Here is a 15,307-nt window from a genome sequence, read left to right on the forward strand (position 1 = left end):
ATTGAGAATATGAGGGATCGTTCGTTTCCAAATGTCGCATTCAAATATAACTTTGATGGGAGCAGCTCTCAAGAACATGGTACTATTGCCAATTTGATAATTATCTAAAGTTATTTGTGCTAAGTAATATGTTTGACTCGAGGTCGGATGAAGAAGGCTATTATGAACATAAAGGTAATATCTCAGAGTAATGACGAGACTGTACCTTGATTCCCTGGATGTAATTATAATATCCGATAATCCTCTTTTATATGGAAAGTAAATGTTTGAACATGGACAATGTACTGCTTTTAAAGGTACAACGTATTTTAGAGAAACTGGATTAGTCAAATTGGCTGAACCGTTGAATCTTCATGAATGGGGTGGTGGGCCATGGCAGTTAAGAACGGCAAAGAATATACCGAGCGTATCAACCGCCAGCAAATCAATATATGGTATCAGGGTAAAATCATCAAAACGCCTTTATCCAGCCATCCCGCTTTCAACGGATTAATGAAGACCCAAGCTGAAATGTATGATATGCAGCATCAGAAGAAATTCATGGAACAAATGACCTTTCAGAGCGGGACTGACGGGGAGCGTTACGGACTTTCCTTCCTGGCACCGAGAAGCAAGGAAGACCTGGTTCGCAGGAGAATCATGATGGAATTGTGGGTAGAGAAGCACCATGGGTTTTTAGGGAGATCACCAGATTATATGAACACGACGCTGATGTCTTTATATACCGCGGCTCATCTGTTACAAGAGTACAATCCGGAATATGAAGATAATCTCAAAAAGTACTATGAATACTGCCGCAGTCAGGACATCACATTATCCCATGCATTCATTCAGCCGTTTGCCAGCCGATTGTCCGAGCTGGTAGACGAGGTTGATGTTTCCATTACAGCTAAAGTTATCAATCGCAAAGAGAACGGAATTGTGGTAAACGGTGCTTTTATGATGGCTACGCAGGCAGCAACCTGTGATGAAATACTGGTGTTCCCTTCACCTTTCCCTTCCATGCAGGAACAGGATAATCCATATGCCTTTGCATTTGCCGTTCCCAATGATCTGGAAGGGATGACCTTCATATGTCGTGAGAGTTATTCAGGCTCATCTCATTATGATCATCCGCTGAGCAGCAGATTTGAAGAAATGGACGCCATGGTTATCTTCGATCACGTGTTCATACCACGCTACCGTATCTTTTACTTAGGGAATGAAGAGATTGGAGAGCGGCTGTTCAGCGAAGGGAATTTTCACAGCCATGCCGGTCATCAGGTGCTTACACGCTACATTGGCAAGACGGAATTTCTTCTCGGCCTGATCTCTAAATTGTCGGATGAACAGAATATCGCTCTCGAAGCGGTTACTATAGAACGGATATCTCGGATTTTGACCATGCTTGAAAATTTGAGATCCCTTCGCCTGGCTTCGGAAATTATGGCAGAACCGGATTCCAAGGGCTATTATGTGCCGGCCCAAAAGCCGCTGATTGCTGCTACGATGCAGTATTCCTCTTTTTATCAGGAGATGCTGGGTATGCTCCAGGACATCAGTTCCAGCAGCCTTGTTATGCTTCCTTCCGAGACAGACCTGGAATCTGATGCCGGCGACTTTATCCGTCTTTATCTTAAAGGACAGGATACATCAGCCTGCGACCGGATTTCTCTTTTCCGGCTGACCTGGGAACTGGGTGTCGGTCCCTTCGGCGGCAGACAGAAACAGTTTGAGCGCTTTTTCTTTGGAAACACCCGTACGCTTACTTCCCGAATGTATAACGGGTACAGTCTGGACAAATACAAAGCGATGATTGATGAATTTCTGCACCGCGGGGAAACCCACTGATTCCAGAGACGTGGCAATTCCCCGCCTGAACTTCACTGCATGGAAAGAACACCAAACGGATTTCTCAGATTGTCGAGAAACCCAGGTCTTTTAAAGACTCTATATCTTCAGTCTGGCGTTATGACATTCGACTTTTTGGTGAACAAGAAGCATGTTCTTGGGCTGACTGTGGAAATTGAACAAAACATGAGCGAAGAAGAGAAGCAGACGTATTTAGACAGTTTCCCTTTACTACCATTTTCCCTTGTTGTAGATGAGGGTTTAATACCGACTATAAATTGATCCTTAGAATGAGTTGATTTTTTTGCAGAAATAGCGGGGGATTCGGCAATGGACAAGAAAATGGTACTATTGCCGATGTGATGATCGTCTAACGGCAGAGACTGAACATTGAATGCCGTTATTAAAAGGGGCTGTTAAAAACTTTCGTTAGTTATAGTCAGCGGATATGCAACTTTAAATTTACCTGAACTATGATAATATAAGACAGACTAGAGAAGAGATTGTTGGTTAAGATAAGAAAGAGTGATTATACTCCTCAAACAATACAAATAAGAATATAATCACAATGAAACTGGTATTGTATGAGCGAATCAGCAGCATTGATACCCTTATGGAGAACAAATTTCAGAAGGGTATACAGCGATTACCGAAGGATGAAGATAGCAAAAATATATTGCATCGTATAATAGCAGAGTTTAAATGACCGTTGGGGCAAGATATTCAGTATATAAAAAGCCACTCCATTTGTCAGGAGTGGCTTTTTATATACTGATCTAGATTTTGTGGTCAAACTTTAAGTTGTGCTTAGATACATTATGGTGAGCCTTATCATAAGTAGAGCAAATCTTTATTCAAAGAAGCAGCGGTCACCTACCGCTAGTCACGTTGAAGAAACGGAGGTATCTATTATGTACCCTACCATTAAAAACAAGGCATCCGTAACGTTCCCCTGCTTGACCTCTATTCCCGACTCGTATTGGATGCAGTGCGAAATTAGGACCGTCTCGCCAAGCACGTCCCTATCTATCCGCGAGGGTCATATATTTCAGCATGCCGTTTTTGTTCTGTGCGGCACGGTTCGCATCTTTAAGGGGAATGAACAGGGCAGAGAAATTACCCTTTATCGCGTGCAGGATGGCCAAAATTGCGTCCTCATGATGGCTAGTATTTTAGGGGATACCCCTTATGAAGCATCAGTGGAGGTTGAGGCCGAAACGGAGCTTTTACTCGTACCGATCCCACTTTTCAAGAAATGGATTGAAATCTGTCAACCGCTGAAGCAATTTATTTTTGGTCAAATGGTTGAGCGAATTACGTCCGTCATGACCTTGCTCGACAATGTTGCTTTCCGGCCGATAAACTATAGAATTGCTCAGTTCCTGCTGGGACGCACCGACGAGAATCACGCGACTCTCCGCATTACGCACGAACAAGCTGCGATTGAGCTTGGTACCGCCAGGGAGGTCGTCAGCCGCGCTCTGAAAGTGTTAACGGATAACCGTCTAATCTCCCAGGGCAGAGGATACATAGAAGTCTTGGACCGGGACCGGCTGATCCAAGTTCTTCAAGATGAGGTCTTGTGACTTAGTCACGGAATACGCTGCAGGATGCTGCTAAGATAGGTTCAAATCTAAACTTCTATTGAGGTGATATGAGATGAGAAATCTTAGCGGTTTCGATCGATCCTTGCGGGCCTTGCTCGGTATCGGTATGCTTGTGGTGTTCTTTCAAGCTGATTCCGTCTGGCGGTATGTCGGTTTGCTGGGAGTGTTCCCCTTACTGACATCTATTTTAGGGTCTTGCATTGTCTACAGGTGGTTTGGCATCAACACTTACCGCAGTAACAGGGGGGCGCATCACAAATGAACTACTATGATAGCAATAACTTAAAAAAGATCCCTGACCTTATTCGTCTTGCACCGGAAGCGGCCCAATCGTACTTAACCTTCGAGCATGAAGTGTATGAGGAGCTTAAGGCAATACCCTTACGAACGAAAGAACTTATTGCGTTGGCCGTCGCCCATGTAACGGGCTGTCCTTACTGCATAGACACGCACGTCAAAAAATTTCAATCCCTTGGCGGAACACGAGAGGAGATATTCGAAGCGGTTCTTGTCGCAACTTGCACACGTGCGGGTGCCGTGCTGAGTCATGCGACCCATTCCTTGGTTGCCTATGAAGAAGACAGGACCCAGGAGCAGCAAATGTCAAATGAGGTGCAACCGAAGCAAAAACCGGATTGCTTCTGCTGAGGAATAGCGCATCCCCCAAAGCATAGCCTTCAAACTTGCCGTTGCACAGCACGGGAAACCGTACCATTAGTAACGAGACTCACCAACGGATAATTCATTCTCAAGACAGATAAGGCTTGGTACCGTCGAGTAGGGAAACCGAAAGGCATACGGGAACAGAAGGGGCGTTTTTTCGCTCCTTTTTTGTTGTTGTTCTGCTGCACGTTACATCACAGGATGATGTGTTATATCCAGAGCATGCTACAAGACCGTTTCAGCAAGTCGATACATGCCTTCCTCAATAAACCTTTCGTCTACCTTGGCAAAGCCCAATACCCACCCTTTGCGTCTACTCTCCAAACAATAGGAATGAAGCTGATGTACCCGAACCCCGCCCTGAAGCGCCCGAAAGGTCATCGTTTCCTCGTCAAACGATTCATCCGCTTCCAGTAGTACATGCAAGCCGGTTTCAATCCCTCGCAAGGTGAATTTATTTCCGAGACCACTGGCTGTAATCGCCTTTTGCATGACTTCATGACGACGTCTATAAATATTTTTGGCTCGTCGCATATGGCGCATAAAATACCCATGCTCGATGAAGTGTGCTAGTGCCATTTGTTCCAAGAACGGGAGGTGGCGATAGGTGAATGCTTGCACGTTAGCCAGTTGTGCAATGGCTTCGGCAGGGCCAACAATAGCGGATATGCGAATGCCTAGCAATCCATGCACGTTGCTGAACGGCTCTATGCAAAAGCTGTTGCCTGCGTGGTTCTGATAACATTACACCTACGGCACACTGATGAGCAGGGGTCACAAGTATGAGCTTCGCGTCAGCGGGCACCTTCTCTATGACAAGGCCGTGCTCATCAACAGGAACTGGAGTAACTTGTGCCTTATGGTGTTGATGAAAAATCGGCGCGTATTGACATTGAATTTGTACGAAAACTTGCGCTTAAGCACCGCCCGCGTATGATCGTTGCTGGTGCCAGTGCTTATCCTCGAACGATCGAATTTGAGCCGTTTGCTCAAATCGCAGCCGAAGTAGGAGCGCTATTCTTTGTAGATATGGCGCATATTGCAGGAATTGTCGCGGCAGGATTCCATCCTAGTCCCATTCCTCACGCGCACTTTGTTACGACGACAACGCATAAAACGCTGCGAGGTCCAAGAGGCGGTATCATCATGTGCCGCAAGCCGTGGGCGCAAGCGATGGATAAAGCGATTTTCCCTGGAGTCCAAGGCGGTCCTCTTATGCATGCCATTGCGGCAAAAACAGTTGCGTTCGGCGAAGCGTTGCAACCGGAATTCAAATCTTATATCGAAAAAGTGCTGGTTAACGCCAAAGTATTGGCGGAGGCCTTATTAAATGAAGGGTTAACCGTTGTGTCGGGAGGTACCGACAATCATATTACTTTGCTCGACCTGCGCCCGATCGGATTAAACGGGAAAGAAGCTGAAAGCATACTTGATGAGGTGGGGATTACGGCGAATAAAAATGCGATTCCTCATGATACGGCAAGCCCGCTCATAACGAGCGGCATTCGCTTCGGGACTCCAGCTATGACAACAAGAGGAATGGGACCCCAAGAAATGAAAGAAATTGCTCGGCTTATTGGACTTGCACTTAAAAAACCTGAGAGTTCAGTTGCCAAGGAGCAATTACGAAGAAGTGTGCAGGAAATCACGTCGCAATTTCCTTTATATGAAGGTCTACAGGAGTGATGAGCTATGGTCAATACTTATAATTTTAATGCCGGTCCGGGGGCGTTGCCTGCGGAAGTATTGCAGGAAGCGCAAGAAGAATTGCGAGATTATCGAGGGATTGGCGCATCCATTCTGGAAATCTCCCATCGAAGCAAAGTATACGAAGCCATTCATCATGAAGCACAACAGTTAATTAAAGAGTTGATGGGCATATGAATGACCAATCTCAACGCATGGCTGCCCATACTTTTGACGCGGACTGCGATAAGGAGATTTAGCTAAAGGGGGCAACTATGAATCTCAGTGCAAAAAGAATGGATTCCTGTTCCATAGCAGCATTCGAGCGAGCCAAAAGAGTGATACCTGGTGGGGTAAATAGCCCTGTTCGTGCATTTTCAACAGTAAACTTACCACCTGTTTTTGCGGCAAGAGGCCAAGGAGCTCACTTGTTCGATATCGACGGTAACGAATTTATCGATTATATCGGATCGTGGGGACCTTTGATACTTGGACACGCTCATCCTGAAGTGGTGGAGGCGATCAGGGAAGCAGCGTTTCAAGGAACAAGCTTTGGCTTGTCTACGGAAATTGAAATCAAAATGGCTGAATGGATATGCAGGAGTATGCCGTCTATTGAAATGGTGCGTATGGTGAACTCCGGTACGGAAGCTTCGATGAGCGCATTACGATTGGCAAGAGGATATACAAAGCGGCAAAAAATCGTAAAGTTTCAAGGTGGGTACCATGGACATGCCGATGCGCTATTGATCAAGTCAGGCTCAGGCGCCGCTACCCTGGGATTGCCGGATAGTCCGGGAGTACCCGATAGTGTTGCTGCCCATACACTTACAGCGCCCTATAATAGCATGGACAGCGTCCGCTTCCTATTTGAACAATATGGAGAACAAATTGCTGCTGTTATCGTCGAGCCTGTTGCGGGCAACATGGGGGTTATCCCGCCAGTTCCAGGATTTCTCCACGGGTTGCGCGAGATTACGAAGCAGTACGGCAGCTTGCTTATTTTTGATGAAGTGATGACGGGATATCGCGTAGGTTTTCATGGGGCGCAAGGGCTATATGGAATCGATCCGGATCTCACCTGTCTTGGTAAGATCATCGGAGGCGGGTTGCCCGTCGGCGCATACGGCGGTAAACGCGAGATTATGGAGCAGGTTGCTCCTGTCGGGTCAATCTATCAGGCGGGCACATTATCAGGCAATCCGCTTGCTATGGCAGCAGGATATCGAACCTTACGATTACTGGAAGGGCCGGGAGTGTATGAGGAGTTGGATAGAAAAGCGGCCAGTTTGACAGAAGGTTTCTTACAAATTGCCAAACTGGCAGGCATACCGCTCAAAATAAACAGGGTGGGCTCGATGTTCTCAGCTTTTTTTTCGGAGCAGGAGGTTGTTGACTACGATACCGCCAAACGTTCGAATATGCAGATATTTAAGGCGTATTATGCAGCTATGCTAGAGCTTGGTATTTTAACTGCTCCTACACCATACGAGGTGAATTTCGTATCAACAGCCCATTCAGACGAGGATATCGAAAGGTCGATCAGCGCTTATTATCAAGCATTGATTAGAATCAGCAATAAGGGGTGATAATTCTGGATACTTCTAACATAAGAAAACTGTTCCCCATATTGGGCCAAAAAGTTAACGGTCATCCGCTCGCTTACCTGGATAGCGCAGCATTGGCTCAAAAACCGATCCAGGTCATTGAGGCATTGAAACACTATTATGAACGAAATAACGCGAACGTTCATCGAGGGGTTCACACGTTAGGTTCGCGCGCAACAGATGCTTATGAAGGAGCGCGGGCGAAAGCAGCTCGTTTTATCCATGCGGAATGGGTGGAGGAAATTATTTTTACGCGCGGACCAGTGCTACGGCCCGTGCCAGCTTTTATTTATATAGTACGGAAGAGGATGTAGAGCAACTTCTTTTTGCACTGAACAAAACGAAAAAATACTTTAGGGAAGTGGAATAAGATGAGAATTCATTACTTGCAGCATGTTCCATTCGAATCGCCTGAACGAATATCGGATTGGGTTAAGGACAAAGGCTATGAGTTAAAGGGGACTTTATTATACGAAAGCACGCATTTTCCACTTCAGTCGGAGTTCGATCTACTAGTCATTCTGGGTGGCCCGATGGGGGTGTACGATGAGGAGAAGTTTCCATGGCTTGTCCGCGAGAAGACATTTATCAAAGAAACAATCCGGCAGCGGAAGATGGTACTCGGCATATGCTTGGGCGCGCAACTGATTGCTGAAGCGCTTGGCGGAAAAGTATACAGAAATCAGTACAAGGAGATTGGGTGGCATCCTGTAAAAATGACAGAAGAGTCTCGGAGTTCTGTATTTTTCAAACGATTTCCGGGGGAGTATGTTCCTTTTCATTGGCATGGAGATACGTTTGCTTTACCGGATGGAGTCAAGACGGCTGCAATCAGTCTTGGCTGCGCTAATCAGGCGTTCGAATACAACGGGCACGTGATCGGGCTGCAATTTCACCTGGAGAGCAGCAATGACAGCATCTTAAAGCTGATTGAACACTGCGGTGATGAAATTGAACCAGGCACGTATGTCCAACTTCCGGATCAAATGATGGATCAGACGTCTTTTCTGGCTCATTCGAATACCATTTTGGTACATTTACTCGATACATTGGATAAGAACAATCAAGACCGAAGAAAATAAACGACTTCGGCAATATGTCGAACAGTACGTATAGAGGCTGATCTAACTGAATCGCTGAAAATATTGTCCGCGTAAGCGGACTTTTTGTTTTTTGGTTTTATTACGAATGTAGGGAATGGGATGAAGTTCTTGTCACTAATGGGACCAAATTTTTGACATCCATAGTTCTTGTCAGCATTTCAGATATAAAACGGGGCTAAGTCCAATCAAACTACGTTTAAACCGTTTCGTCGTCTTCTAGTGAAAGCCGCATTCCACCGTTTGATAAGAGCGGATTTTTTCGTCGTGTTATATAATTGGGGAAGGAGATATCTGTCGAGTCGATCAGCTGGACTTAATGAATTGTAGACGCATATAGCTTAGGAAAAGAAAAGAAAGGTGGAAACGTGGATACACGAGTAAAATGGCGTATTGTCTGCCCCTTGTGCAATAGCAAACGAGTGACAATTGAAATTATACGAAAGAAGAATTATTAAAAAAAAGGGTGCGCACTGACGACTCTTACACCCAAAGTGTTCAGCAACTTTGCACCAAATGTCTAGGATCATTAGCGGTGTCATTCTGTAAAATTTTTACGCAGTACGAAGATTATATGAATTAAGGTTCGTCAAAAAAAACGATGGAGAGGTTACAAAATGAATAATGAATTATTGAATGATTTAGTGTTGTCCGTAAAAAGTCAGAATCTTCATGTGCTGAATGTAATTGTTAGACAAGATGGTAATATAATTGCTAAACATGATTTTAAAGAAGAAAAGCCTACTCTCTTGTATTCAGTAAGTAAGACGTTTACATCAATGGCAGTCGGTATTGCTATTAGTGAAGGTTACTTTAAAATTAGTGACCTCGTTATAGATTTTTTTCCAGATATTCAACATGTACCAATAAATGAATATCTAAAAGAGATGACTATTCATGATTTGCTCTGTATGGGAACTGGACATGCAGAATGCCCAGTTATGAAGGCAGATTGGAGTAACGGTAAAGAATGGGATATTTCTCAATTGTTCTTTTATGAACCGATTATATTCAAACCGGGTACTCACTTTACATATAACAATGCTTCAACATATATGCTTTCAAAAATCATAAGCAGTACTACGGGGAGTAACCTAAATGAATATTTGGATGAAAAAATATTCAGACATTTAGATATACCGAAACCTAAATGGGATACATGTCCAAAAGGAATTTCTCAAGGATTTTCAGGGCTATATTTAACAGCGGAGCAATTATCAAGATTTGGTCAATTGATTCTTGATAAAGGAATTTGGAAGGGTAAGCAACTTATTCCTTCAAGTTATATTGAACAAGCAACATCTGTCCAAATAAAAACCAATGATTTTACCCCGTATTTTGCTACGGCAGACCATCATCAAGGTTACGGTTATCAAATATGGATGAACTCATATTCTAATTCATATCGTATGGATGGTTTATATGGTCAATATGTTGTAATGCTACCAGAGAAGAATGCAGTTATAACATATATTTCAGATGAACCACAAAATATGACAGGGGTTCTTGAACTAACATGGGATACTTTAATAGAGAAACTATAATATTATTGAGAACTAGGTTTAGCCATGATACAGATTATAGCAAACGAAAAAAGAGGGTTACGCTCCGGCTTGCCGTTCCGTCCATCAATGCAGGGGACTGGGAGAAACTGTTGGCAACGAACTACAAGGGGATTCAGTCTCCGGAATGGAGTATGCGGACCGCTTAAAACGCGGCGAACGGATGGTTAAGGTGGAGGTTAGGGATAGCAACGATAAAAATAAGGACGGCTATGAGAAGGCTCCGATTAGATCGGGGCTTTTCCTTATCCGGAGTCCTACTCATTTTATTTTTATTCCCTGAAATAATCGACAACATAGATAATAAATTGGCGCGTGGCTTCCGGGAGATGGCGGTTTCGGACATAGAGGACAGGCCGATGGTCCGGGTGCAGACCGGTTCCTCAATATGAATGAACGCCGGATAGTGTCGGTGGACAAGAACATAGTCCCATTAGAACCCGCGCCAGGCGCGGGTTTTCTTTTTTATGGGATCAAGTTCTTGTCCTTTGCTCAGGACAAGAACTTGATCCCATTGCCGATAATGGACAAAAACATGGTACCAATACATGTTTCAAAAGAAAAGCAAATCCTTGGCTTGTAGGAGCTCTCCAAGATACGGTCAGTTCGGCGGTGGAGCTGATCCTTACCTGCCAGTGGGCTCCCTGCGGCTCAAATGAGTGAAGGTATTTCAGGTGCAAACGACAGGAGATCCGTCCGGCGCAGTCAGGCTAACCATCTTAAAGCGCGCCGACTGAGCGCTGGCAGGCGGATTCGGAAGAACTCCTACAGCAGATAATCCGTAGATCAATCGACCGGCGCTGCGGAGATCGGTACTCTTGGGGCTGGGCCCGCAAACCAGAAGCCTGGCAATTCACCCTCCAGCTCTGCAGGCAGCCGGCCCGGAAGGACGCCTACAGCTGTTGCTATGCTGATTGATTAACCAGGGCCGTGGGGATGCGTCCGGCGCAGCCATGCTAACCACCCTCAATATAGGGTCAAGTTCTTGTACTTGGGGGATTGTATAGAATCGGTATGCCATACGACGTACTTGGGTGAATCTGTTCCTGCAACGATATATCCAAGAATTTATCTGTACAGCCGATTGGAGGATGCTAAAGGTGCAGGATAAGCATGCATCGACATGAATGTCACAGATCAAGAAAGCAGAAAGGAGATCGGATAAAAGCGCCGATCTCCTTTCCTTATTTATAAGCTTACCCAGTATGTTTATTCCCAATAGGGAGTGTCTGCCAATCGGATGCAGCAGCGCGATTAAAAATTCCGATCTAACAATATTCCTGTTTGTTCTGCCATGACACGAGGTGGTACCAGCATTCCGTTCCTGAACCACCATTCCACTGCACCCACGACCGCTGCCCCAAAAAATTGAAGAAAAACCTCTTCACTTAAACCTTGATTTTTCCCTTCGGTTACATCGACCTCGGGCTTATACTCTTGGACAACTAAATCAAGGAATCGACTGCGAAAATAAGCTGCGCTTTTCGTGTTTAGCATGGTTGTAAAGAACAAATGATTCTCCGCAAAGTATTCGAACCAGACATAATTTCCCTCTTGGAAGGTCATCTCGGATGCAGAATGGCAAAGCTCACGGAGATTGCTGATATGTTCTTCGATAAGCTTATCAAGCAAATCATACTTATCCATGTAATGGAGATAGATGGTTCCTCGATTTACATTGGCCCTGTCGGAAATATCCCGAATGGTTATATCATCAAAGCTTTTTTCAGACATCAGCTCAATAATGGCTTTCTTGATTGCTTCTTGAGATTTGAGTACCCTTCGATCCACTTTCATCATTTTTAATAGCTCCTTCGGAGATAATAGGCAATTTTGGTTGGGTTGTTGAGTAACGCACACATCGCGGAGAAGTGATTATTGCAACCATTGGGCTTCCGTTTAAAATTATAAACATGAGTTGATTAAACAATCAATGCCCATTTAGTTTGGAGTTGTCCAGAAATATTTTGGTCGAGCTTGGCACAACATTTAAAGAGGAGGCAATTCATGGGTACATGGTCGAATGAAGAGCTGCGCAAGATTAGGGATGCTGATGACCTGCACATCTCACCTTTCCGTGAAGACGGCGTAACCTACGGCACTCCGACTTGGATTTGGTCTGTTGTGGTTGAAAGTTCCATTTATGTGCGAGCCTATTACGGACAGAACTCCCGTTGGTACCAAGCAGCAGTTCGGCAGAAGGCAGGACGAATCACTGTCGCCGGCATGGCGTTTGAGGTTTCTTTTGAACCGATCGAAGGACAGATGAGCGACGTCATCGACAATGCGTACCGTACGAAATATAAAGGCAGTCCCTATCTTGATGCGATGATCAGCACGAGAGCCCGTTCTGCGACCGTCAAGGTTTTACCTCGAATGACCAGAACTTGATTGACACAATTCAATTTCTCGTTTGATCCTTAATGAGGCAAAGGGAGGAACAAAAAATGGATTATACGAAACTTGGGAATACTGGCTTGGATGTATCCCGGATTTGTCTGGGTTGCATGGGCTTTGGCGACCCAGACAAAGGTCATCATCGTTGGGTGCTCGATGAGAAAAGTGCTCGCCCGATCATTCAAAAAGCGTTGGATATCGGAATCAATTTTTTCGATACCGCAAACGTTTATGCCGAAGGCACAAGCGAGGAAATTGTCGGAAATGTCCTGAAGGAGCTTGCTGACAGGGACGAAATCGTCATTGCGACGAAGATCCATGGTCGCATGCATCAAGGACCCAACGGTGCCGGACTTTCCCGCAAAGCGATAATGAGCGAAATCGACAAGAGCCTGAAGAGGTTGAAAACCGACTACGTCGATTTGTACCAAATTCATCGTTGGGATTACAACACGCCCATCGAAGAGACGATAGAGGCGCTGCACGACGTGGTCAAGGCTGGCAAAGCGCGATATATCGGCGCATCGGCCATGTGGGCATGGCAGTTCCAGAAGGCGTTGCATGCAGCCGAGAAAAACGGGTGGACCCGATTCGTATCGATGCAGAATCATTTGAACCTTATTTACCGCGAAGAGGAACGGGAGATGCTGCCGCTTTGCAAAGAAGAAAAGATCGGCGTCATTCCTTACAGCCCGCTCGCAGGAGGTAGGTTGGCGCGGGAGGCATCCACGCCTCGTGCCGAAACCGATGAGATCGCCAAACAGAAATACGATGCCGCAGTAGACTTGGATCAAGCGGTGGTCGACCGGGTTGTGAATCTTGCGGAGAAACATGGCGTCCGCCGCGTTCACATCGCACTTGCGTGGCTGCTGCATAAAGAACCAGTGACCGCCCCCATTGTTGGCGCAACGAAGATCACCCAACTCGAGGACGCGGAAGCTGCTCTTTCCCTTAAATTAACTCAGGAAGAAATTTCGTTTTTGGAAGAACCGTATGTTCCTCACCGAGTCGTTGGGCATTTTTAAGTCAAGAAAGGAGCACCAATATGCCTGTGATCACCATTGAAGCAGCTAAATTGACGATGGAACAAAAAGAAGTTTAGCAAATGAACTTACCGCGTCAGCTTCTAAAATCATGAATGTATCGGAACAAGCCTTTTATGTGTTCATTAAAGAAAATGAAGCAGAAAATATTGGCGTTGCAGGTCAGCTAATAGCTGACAGAGGATAACACACTTCACTGAGAAGTGAGGAGTCATACTTGCATACAACAAGGAGAGCACACAATGAAAACACTTGTACTTGTTTTTCACCCTGATCTAATTGCTTCCCGTGTAAATCGACGCTTGACGGATGAAATGGAGAAGCAGGATGGCGTTACCGTTCATCGTGTCTATGAAGTTTACCCCGATGAGAAAATCGATGTGTCGGCTGAGCATAGACTTTTGGAGCAACATGATCGCATCGTTTTACAATTCCCTTTCTATTGGTACAGTACACCTTCATTGTTAAAAAAGTGGGAAGATGCAGTGCTCACCTACGGATGGGCATATGGAAGCAAGGGAAACAAGTTACACGGCAAAGAACTGCTAATAGCCGTTTCTACCGGTGCAGCACAAGAAAACTATCGTCCAGATGGTAACTTTAAGTACACCGTTCCAGAATTGCTGCGACCATTTCAGGCAACCAGCAATTTGATTGGAACCCGCTATTTGGAGCCGTTTATCGTGTACGGAGTTATGCAGCACCTGTCTGACGAGGAGCTAGAGCAAAGTGCCAAAGAATACGTGGCGTACGCATTGAATCCTGAACTTGCACTGCTTGCCGCACGGTAAGAAATCATTCTTTTTCGAAAGGGATGAAAACAGTTCGATTACAAAATGAAACCATTCCTTCGATTGCTTTGGGCACGTGGTCGTGGGGTACTGGAGGAGGAGCAGGCGGGGATGCCGTTTTCGGGAACTACTTGACGGCATCCGACTTAAAGCCTGTATTCGACAAGGCGATGGAGGCTGGATTCAATTTATGGGATACAGCGGCAGTATATGGCATTGGCGCCTCGGAAACGATTCTAGGCAACTTTACCAAAGGTCGTAAAGATGTGCTCATCTCCACGAAATTCACTCCACAAATCGCCGGGGACAGCGAGAACGCTGTCGAGGAACTTCTGGATGGAAGCTTAAAACGGCTTGGCGTGGACCATGCAGATATTTATTGGATACACAACCCGGCAGATGTGCAAAGATGGACGCCAAAATTGATTCCTTTGATGAAAAGCGGAAAAGTAAAATACGTAGGTGTCTCCAATCATAACCTGGAAGAAATTAAGTGGGCAGCTAGCATTTTCGCGGAAGAAGGCCTGAAAATCTCGGCTGTACAGAACCATTACAGCCTCCTGTATCGCTCATCTGAAGAAGCAGGAATTCTTGATTACTGCAAAGAAAACGGCATGATTTTCTTCTCTTACATGGTGTTGGAGCAAGGCGCTCTAACGGACAAGTACAATGCGCAGCATCCTTTTCCCAGCGATACGAGAAGAGGTGAAGCATTCAATATAGACGTGTTCGTAAAACTGGAAGGATTAATTCAGGTAATGAGAGATATCGGCACGAAATACAATGCGACTACCGCACAAGTTGCAATAGCTTGGTCCATTGCCAAAGGAACCGTACCCATTATTGGCGTTACGAAGACGACCCACATAGAGGATGCTGTAAAAGCTTCCAAACTGAGTTTAACAGCGCAGGAGATAAGTGATCTGGAAGCAGTCGCCAAAGAGAACGGGGTCGAGATCAGGGGTTCGTGGGAAAAACCGATGCATTAACGCAGTTCATGATCGTAGCAATAATAGTTAAG

The 15,307-nt window shown here is 45.3% G+C and carries 13 protein-coding genes and 4 pseudogenes; 15 read left to right on the forward strand and 2 right to left on the reverse strand.

Annotated features, from left to right (window positions below):
- Positions 1 to 372 precede the first annotated feature (372 nt).
- From PRIO_RS17175 to PRIO_RS17185, 4 genes are all read left to right on the forward strand, one after another.
- Positions 373 to 1,830, forward strand: a complete 1,458-nt coding sequence (locus PRIO_RS17175) for a 4-hydroxyphenylacetate 3-hydroxylase family protein (RefSeq protein ID WP_046503719.1) — start codon at positions 373 to 375, stop codon at positions 1,828 to 1,830.
- 911 nt (positions 1,831 to 2,741) lie between these two features.
- Positions 2,742 to 3,416, forward strand: coding sequence for a Crp/Fnr family transcriptional regulator (locus PRIO_RS17180; protein ID WP_020430094.1), 675 nt, complete (start codon positions 2,742 to 2,744; stop codon positions 3,414 to 3,416).
- 73 nt (positions 3,417 to 3,489) lie between these two features.
- Positions 3,490 to 3,699, forward strand: a complete 210-nt coding sequence (locus PRIO_RS34915; protein WP_081487238.1) for a YgaP family membrane protein — start codon at positions 3,490 to 3,492, stop codon at positions 3,697 to 3,699.
- Complete coding sequence (locus PRIO_RS17185; protein WP_020430095.1) at positions 3,696 to 4,085, forward strand: carboxymuconolactone decarboxylase family protein; 390 nt, start codon at positions 3,696 to 3,698, stop codon at positions 4,083 to 4,085. Before PRIO_RS34915 ends, PRIO_RS17185 begins: the two co-directional genes overlap by 4 nt.
- Before the next feature lie 240 nt (positions 4,086 to 4,325).
- On the opposite strand, the pseudogene PRIO_RS17190 reads toward PRIO_RS17185, so the two are convergent.
- Positions 4,326 to 4,968: pseudogene (locus PRIO_RS17190) on the reverse strand (PLP-dependent aminotransferase family protein); the annotation flags it as partial.
- On the opposite strand from PRIO_RS17190, the pseudogene PRIO_RS17195 reads away from it, so the two are divergent.
- The 6 genes and pseudogenes from PRIO_RS17195 to PRIO_RS17215 form a co-directional block, all read left to right on the forward strand.
- Positions 4,953 to 5,786, forward strand: a pseudogene (locus tag PRIO_RS17195) (serine hydroxymethyltransferase); the annotation flags it as partial. The pseudogenes PRIO_RS17190 and PRIO_RS17195 sit on opposite strands and share 16 nt — an antisense overlap.
- Before the next feature lie 6 nt (positions 5,787 to 5,792).
- Positions 5,793 to 5,981 (forward strand): annotated as a pseudogene (locus PRIO_RS17200) (aminotransferase class V-fold PLP-dependent enzyme); the annotation flags it as partial.
- A gap of 80 nt (positions 5,982 to 6,061) precedes the next feature.
- Positions 6,062 to 7,375 (forward strand): glutamate-1-semialdehyde 2,1-aminomutase, encoded by a 1,314-nt coding sequence (gene hemL, locus PRIO_RS17205; RefSeq protein WP_020430099.1) that lies wholly within the window; start codon positions 6,062 to 6,064, stop codon positions 7,373 to 7,375.
- Positions 7,376 to 7,380: 5 nt separating this feature from the next.
- A pseudogene (locus tag PRIO_RS34920) lies at positions 7,381 to 7,653 on the forward strand (aminotransferase class V-fold PLP-dependent enzyme); the annotation flags it as partial.
- 111 nt (positions 7,654 to 7,764) lie between these two features.
- The gene (locus PRIO_RS17210; RefSeq protein ID WP_046503727.1) at positions 7,765 to 8,475 is read left to right on the forward strand and encodes a type 1 glutamine amidotransferase; all 711 of its coding nucleotides are present in this window, start codon (positions 7,765 to 7,767) and stop codon (positions 8,473 to 8,475) included.
- 635 nt (positions 8,476 to 9,110) lie between these two features.
- Positions 9,111 to 10,037 (forward strand): serine hydrolase domain-containing protein, encoded by a 927-nt coding sequence (locus PRIO_RS17215; protein WP_046503730.1) that lies wholly within the window; start codon positions 9,111 to 9,113, stop codon positions 10,035 to 10,037.
- Positions 10,038 to 11,309: 1,272 nt separating this feature from the next.
- Here PRIO_RS17215 and PRIO_RS17225 read toward each other — a convergent pair.
- Complete coding sequence (locus PRIO_RS17225) at positions 11,310 to 11,855, reverse strand: TetR/AcrR family transcriptional regulator (RefSeq protein WP_020430417.1); 546 nt, start codon at positions 11,853 to 11,855, stop codon at positions 11,310 to 11,312.
- Positions 11,856 to 12,062: 207 nt separating this feature from the next.
- Here PRIO_RS17225 and PRIO_RS17230 point away from each other — a divergent pair, with 207 nt between their 5' ends.
- From PRIO_RS17230 to PRIO_RS17245, 5 genes are all read left to right on the forward strand, one after another.
- Entirely contained in the window at positions 12,063 to 12,446 is a 384-nt protein-coding gene (locus tag PRIO_RS17230) for a DUF2255 family protein (protein ID WP_020430420.1), read from the forward strand.
- Positions 12,447 to 12,502: 56 nt separating this feature from the next.
- The gene (locus tag PRIO_RS17235) at positions 12,503 to 13,477 is read left to right on the forward strand and encodes an aldo/keto reductase (RefSeq protein ID WP_046503737.1); all 975 of its coding nucleotides are present in this window, start codon (positions 12,503 to 12,505) and stop codon (positions 13,475 to 13,477) included.
- Positions 13,478 to 13,586: 109 nt separating this feature from the next.
- Complete coding sequence (locus PRIO_RS36845; protein ID WP_231869703.1) at positions 13,587 to 13,682, forward strand: tautomerase family protein; 96 nt, start codon at positions 13,587 to 13,589, stop codon at positions 13,680 to 13,682.
- Positions 13,683 to 13,737: 55 nt separating this feature from the next.
- On the forward strand, positions 13,738 to 14,286 hold the full coding sequence (locus PRIO_RS17240) for an NAD(P)H-dependent oxidoreductase (protein ID WP_020430423.1): 549 nt from the start codon (positions 13,738 to 13,740) through the stop codon (positions 14,284 to 14,286).
- A 23-nt stretch (positions 14,287 to 14,309) separates the two neighbouring features.
- Positions 14,310 to 15,275, forward strand: a complete 966-nt coding sequence (locus PRIO_RS17245; RefSeq protein WP_039789958.1) for an aldo/keto reductase — start codon at positions 14,310 to 14,312, stop codon at positions 15,273 to 15,275.
- Positions 15,276 to 15,307: the final 32 nt, after the last annotated feature.

This window comes from Paenibacillus riograndensis SBR5 (assembly GCF_000981585.1).
GTDB classification, from domain to species: Bacteria; Bacillota; Bacilli; order Paenibacillales; family Paenibacillaceae; genus Paenibacillus_AQ; species Paenibacillus_AQ riograndensis.

What these genes read in the sequence shown, in the direction of transcription:
- PRIO_RS17175 (WP_046503719.1), top strand. Translation starts at nt 373, where the DNA reads ATGGCAGTTAAGAACGGCAAAGAATATACCGAGCGTATCAACCGCCAG.
- PRIO_RS17180 (WP_020430094.1), top strand. Translation starts at nt 2,742, where the DNA reads ATGTACCCTACCATTAAAAACAAGGCATCCGTAACGTTCCCCTGCTTG.
- PRIO_RS34915 (WP_081487238.1), top strand. Translation starts at nt 3,490, where the DNA reads ATGAGAAATCTTAGCGGTTTCGATCGATCCTTGCGGGCCTTGCTCGGT.
- PRIO_RS17185 (WP_020430095.1), top strand. Translation starts at nt 3,696, where the DNA reads ATGAACTACTATGATAGCAATAACTTAAAAAAGATCCCTGACCTTATT.
- hemL (WP_020430099.1), top strand. Translation starts at nt 6,062, where the DNA reads ATGAATCTCAGTGCAAAAAGAATGGATTCCTGTTCCATAGCAGCATTC.
- PRIO_RS17210 (WP_046503727.1), top strand. Translation starts at nt 7,765, where the DNA reads ATGAGAATTCATTACTTGCAGCATGTTCCATTCGAATCGCCTGAACGA.
- PRIO_RS17215 (WP_046503730.1), top strand. Translation starts at nt 9,111, where the DNA reads ATGAATAATGAATTATTGAATGATTTAGTGTTGTCCGTAAAAAGTCAG.
- PRIO_RS17225 (WP_020430417.1), bottom strand. Translation starts at nt 11,855, where the DNA reads ATGATGAAAGTGGATCGAAGGGTACTCAAATCTCAAGAAGCAATCAAG.
- PRIO_RS17230 (WP_020430420.1), top strand. Translation starts at nt 12,063, where the DNA reads ATGGGTACATGGTCGAATGAAGAGCTGCGCAAGATTAGGGATGCTGAT.
- PRIO_RS17235 (WP_046503737.1), top strand. Translation starts at nt 12,503, where the DNA reads ATGGATTATACGAAACTTGGGAATACTGGCTTGGATGTATCCCGGATT.
- PRIO_RS36845 (WP_231869703.1), top strand. Translation starts at nt 13,587, where the DNA reads ATGAATGTATCGGAACAAGCCTTTTATGTGTTCATTAAAGAAAATGAA.
- PRIO_RS17240 (WP_020430423.1), top strand. Translation starts at nt 13,738, where the DNA reads ATGAAAACACTTGTACTTGTTTTTCACCCTGATCTAATTGCTTCCCGT.
- PRIO_RS17245 (WP_039789958.1), top strand. Translation starts at nt 14,310, where the DNA reads ATGAAAACAGTTCGATTACAAAATGAAACCATTCCTTCGATTGCTTTG.